Below are 4,301 nucleotides of genomic sequence, written 5' to 3'. Positions count from 1 at the left end.
GAGCTGGTAAAACAAGGGCCTGCCTGACGGCAGGCCCTAACCAGCCCGAACACAAAAAAACTGATACTCCCCGGTGGTGCGGGTTTTCTCGACCGCCAGGGCAATATCGTCACCCAGCGCAATCCCTGGAAGCGCGTCGTTTTCGATTTCAAGCGATTGCTCACGAATACCGTGCAATTGCTGAATGCTAAAAATACCAAGCCCGAACACCAGCACCACCATCAACGCAAAGCAGGCGGAGGTCCGCGCGGCTATTTTCAGCTGTCTCAGCATGCTCAATCCCCTTCCCGTGGCTGACGAATAAATTAGCACCGTCATTTCTATCGGCTGATCGAGAAAAAGAATGAAGAACGTCGAATCAGAGCCGTGCCACTGCTATTCAGGGCCCACTTCAAGGAAACCTTATGGTAGGTTTCGCGACGCTCGATAACCACGAGATGACGGTCTTTTCAACCTTCAGACTGACTTACTGGAGTTGCCATGAAACATTATTACGCTGCCGCATTACTTGCCCTTGCACTGCCCGGTGCTGCTCATGCTGGCGACGCGCTGGTCAGCTACCCCGCTATCGTCCAGGCGTTGAACACCGGAGAGTCGGTCGCTGTGGCGATTGATCTTGGGCAATGCAAGTCTTCGGTCGCGGGTGCCGAGCCGTCCAAAACCAAAGGCGGCAAACGCATCGATGCCTACCGCATCACTCCCGACGGCACCCTCGCGTTCTCGGACAGCCACTTCACCCTCGATCGCGATAACAAGCCCATCGAGCAGTTCATTCGCTACCAGATACGCTCTAATGGCAGTGCAGTATTCAGCATGACGACGCTGAGTGTTCCCGGATACCAGCAGGTCGGCAATCCGGTGAGTTATGAATGCGCGATCGGCAAAGGACTAAGCTTTTTTGCCAGCCAGTAACGGTCACGCCACAACCAAATGAACCAGACATATATCCGGCGTGGGCGACAGACCGTCCTCACGCCCTTGAAAGTAACGCTTGAATTGCTTATTGGTGGACAATTTCGAGCACGTCAAACCCGATTGATAAACTGAGAATGGTTGAACCCAGCCTGCACGCAAGCAGCCCTGTCAGACTGACCAGTCTCTGGTTATATACATAACCAGCAAAAATGATTTAAACGCCATCACGCCGACCCGCCAAGTGTCAGCGACAAGGTTTATACGTTGATAACACACTTGACACTTGCTTTCACACCCACGCGCTTCTTTGAAGGCTCTCTATATCTCGTTAACCTGATAAATACTGACACGCAGGCGGTCATCCCCGGCTTTTATATTTAATCTGCCGACGTACAGGTTTCTCAGCAGGTAATCATGAGCGCCGGAAGGAACGCTGAACTGTTTGCTGCACGTGCACCGACAGCGCGATTCGGCGAATGGCGCGCGGTCCGTTTCATCGAAGGCCACGAGCCCTTCTCCGACGACATCTATCTTTATTCCGTCGTCAGTCAGCAAGGTGTAGTACAGGCTGAATCGTGCAAGGCTGTCATCCTGGGGCACGAGAAAAAGGCTACCTCCCGGAAGAACCTGCCCCTGCAATCGATCGCCGTTAAATTCTCCTCCCAGTATCTCACCGCTGCTGCGTTGCCCTCGTTGAGGGTTACAAAGCGCTTGCGGCTTATCGATACGCAGGTGAGCAGCCAGTATTTCATGCAGTTGCATCGTCTCCATCCCCTCTACCCCTCATCTTGCATGCGGTGGCTCGCGCCTGCCCATAACTGTACCGAGGTGTTTCTTTTAGCCCGGACATCGCATGCTGTCAATTTAAATGTACCGACTGGTACGCTTATGAGCCTTAGGATAAGCGTCTGTAAAGCAGTATCGTTTTGCCACTTTCGATAAATCTCTGTGGCTCGTACCCAGCGCAGAAAAAAGCGGAAATTCTATCCCGCAAGTTCATTTAAAAATTGATTCACATGGCCTATTACTCAACTAACAGTACTGGCCAAATGAGCCCACTCGGCCAACTCATAGCTCACTACTTACTAAATGAAGTTTAATCCGCGCCTGCCAAAAACCTGTTTACATGAGGACTGTCAACTTTTCCGACAGTGTCTTACAAGGAGATACGAAATGACCTATACCGTGAAACAGTATGGATGGATTCGCGATCTGCCTGATCATCGAGATCATCTTTATGCGGCCCCCACAACGGCGCTGGCGGCGCTCCCACACATGGTTGATCTGCGTCCCCATTGCCAGCCCGTATACGACCAGGGCCAACTGGGCAGTTGTACCGCGAACGGTATTGCCGGAGCGATTCAGTTTGATCGCATGAAGCAAAAGCTGACGCCAGCATTCGAGCCCTCGCGGTTGTTTATCTACTACAACGAACGGGTCATTGAGCATACCGTCGATTCGGACAGCGGCGCGATGATCCGCCACGGAATCAAAAGTGTAGCGGAGCAAGGTGATTGCCCTGAAAAAGAGTGGCCTTATGACATTGAAAAGTTCGCTGTCAAACCTCCGGCTGCCTGCTACAAGGACGCTAGAAAATACAAAGCGGTGTCCTACCAGAAGGTTGCGCAAAACCTCAACCAGATGAAAGGCTGCATGGCGGCAGGCTATCCGTTTGTCATTGGTTTTTCCGTCTACGAGAGCTTTGAAAGCAAGAAAGTCGCCCAGACCGGTCATGCCCCGATGCCGGGCCCTCACGAAAAAATGCTCGGAGGGCACTGCGTGTTGGCGGTGGGTTACAACGATGCCCATCAGCATTTCATCCTGCGCAACTCATGGGGCACTGGCTGGGGCATGGAAGGCTACTTCACCCTGCCGTACAGCTATCTGCTGGATGAAAATCTGTCCACCGACTTCTGGACGATAAGGGTCGTGGCTGCCTGACCTTCTCAGGCACCTGGGCATTGCACTGCCGCATTGACACCTTGCAGGTACTCTCGCGGCGTGCAACCAAATTCCCGGCGAAAGACCGTATGCAGGTATTGCGCCGACCGGAAACCACAATCGCGTGCGATGTCGGCAATTGCGCAGTCCGTATTTTGCAGCCCGTGTGCGGCAGCGGCCAGTTTGAAACGCAGGATCTCGTCATGCACGCTACAGCCCCGCACCCGGCGAAAATGCGCTTCCAGCGACGAGCGCGAAACGCCCACGTACGCGGCTACCTGAGCGGTCTTGATGCCTTGGCACGCGTACTGCCGGATAAACAGCAACGCCTGCATGACATACGGGTCCCCCAACGGTTGGTGCAGACTCGAAGCCTGTACGTTGACAGCGTCCGGCGGTATCAGAATGTGGGTGCCGGAAGACGGCATGCCATGCAACATCTGGTGCAGCAGGCGCGCGGCGGTTCGGCCCATTGTGTCGGTGCCTTGAACCACCGAGCTCAGCGGGACACGCGTGAGGGTTCTGGTCAACGGATCGTTGTCGATGCCGATCAGCGCCACTTGTTCAGGCACGGCAATTCCGGCAGTCAGGCAGGCCTGCAACAACTGACGGGCGCGGGCATCTGTCACGGCAATGATCCCGATAGGCTTGGGCAGGCTTTGCAGCCAGGCGATCTGCTGTTCCACAGCGCTGTCCCAGAGCGGTGCACTGGTGCCCAGGCCGCGATAAACCTCGGCGTGAAGGCCGTCGCGCTGCAGCAGTCGACGAAAGGCCTGCTCGCGCTCCTGCGCCCAGCGATTGGCCTGAGCCTCAGGCAGACTGAAGCAGGCAAAGCGGGTCAGCCCGGCCACTATCAAATGCTCGTAGGCGGCCTTGATCAAGGCGTGGTTGTCGGTCGCGACATAGGGAATGCCCTTCGGGTAGGCGCGCTGATCCTGATAGGAACCGCCTACCGCCAGCACCGGCAGCCTGATGCCAGCCAATGCCTCGCCAATCAGCGGGTCGTCGAAGTCGGCAATGATCCCGTCACCCTGCCAACGCTCGATGCCTTTCAGGCGACAGAGAAAATCTTCCTCCAGAAACAGATCCCAGGACACCCGGGTACTGCTTAGGTAGTTGCCGATGCCGCTGATGATGCCGCGGTCATAGATTTTGCTGCCGTTGAACAACAGTGCAATACGGTGAACGGGGGGGACGGTTTTCATTATTTTTATGCCGGTTTTTTATATTGATTCGATAAGCACTACATCGCTCAACACAGACTAGGCCCGCAAAGGACCAATCTCAATACTCAAAATCGCACTGCGCGTTGACGATTTTCATAATCAGCAGGCCTGGGGCCGTTGCTAGGGTTTGTCTGAAAAGTCGCCTTGGTTAAAATGATGTCCTCTGGTTGCCAAGAGGGCCATCATGACTGACCGTTATGAAATTTCATCTGATCGTTG

At 54.6% G+C, this 4,301-nt stretch carries 4 protein-coding genes and 1 pseudogene; 2 read left to right on the top strand and 3 right to left on the bottom strand.

Annotated features, from left to right (window positions below):
* Positions 1-72 precede the first annotated feature (72 nt).
* Positions 73-273: pseudogene (locus tag AO277_RS11310) on the bottom strand (methyl-accepting chemotaxis protein); the annotation flags it as partial.
* Between the two features lie 207 nt (positions 274-480).
* On the opposite strand from AO277_RS11310, the gene AO277_RS11305 reads away from it, so the two are divergent.
* Complete coding sequence (locus AO277_RS11305; RefSeq protein WP_002553374.1) at positions 481-912, top strand: VirK family protein; 432 nt, start codon at positions 481-483, stop codon at positions 910-912.
* Between the two features lie 321 nt (positions 913-1,233).
* Here the strand turns inward: AO277_RS11305 and AO277_RS11300 are convergent, their stop codons facing one another.
* Entirely contained in the window at positions 1,234-1,686 is a 453-nt protein-coding gene (locus AO277_RS11300; protein WP_044320084.1) for a DUF3237 family protein, read from the bottom strand.
* Positions 1,687-2,088: 402 nt separating this feature from the next.
* Between AO277_RS11300 and AO277_RS11295 the strand changes: the two genes are divergently transcribed.
* Positions 2,089-2,856 carry a C1 family peptidase gene (locus AO277_RS11295; RefSeq protein WP_044320085.1) on the top strand — a complete coding sequence of 256 codons (768 nt, stop codon included), beginning with the start codon at positions 2,089-2,091 and terminating at the stop codon, positions 2,854-2,856.
* A gap of 5 nt (positions 2,857-2,861) precedes the next feature.
* On the opposite strand, the gene AO277_RS11290 is transcribed toward AO277_RS11295, so the two are convergent.
* Entirely contained in the window at positions 2,862-4,061 is a 1,200-nt protein-coding gene (locus AO277_RS11290) for a XylR family transcriptional regulator (protein WP_044320086.1), read from the bottom strand.
* Between the last annotated feature and the right edge of the window lie 240 nt (positions 4,062-4,301).

This window comes from Pseudomonas amygdali, from assembly GCF_002699855.1.
Taxonomy (GTDB): Bacteria; Pseudomonadota; Gammaproteobacteria; order Pseudomonadales; family Pseudomonadaceae; genus Aquipseudomonas; species Aquipseudomonas amygdali.
This window is presented reverse-complemented; position numbering and strand designations above follow the sequence as displayed.

Bases quoted from the DNA above. Each gene is read 5' to 3' on its own strand.
- AO277_RS11305 (WP_002553374.1), top strand. From the start codon at position 481: ATGAAACATTATTACGCTGCCGCATTACTTGCCCTTGCACTGCCCGGT.
- AO277_RS11300 (WP_044320084.1), bottom strand. From the start codon at position 1,686: ATGGAGACGATGCAACTGCATGAAATACTGGCTGCTCACCTGCGTATC.
- AO277_RS11295 (WP_044320085.1), top strand. From the start codon at position 2,089: ATGACCTATACCGTGAAACAGTATGGATGGATTCGCGATCTGCCTGAT.
- AO277_RS11290 (WP_044320086.1), bottom strand. From the start codon at position 4,061: ATGAAAACCGTCCCCCCCGTTCACCGTATTGCACTGTTGTTCAACGGC.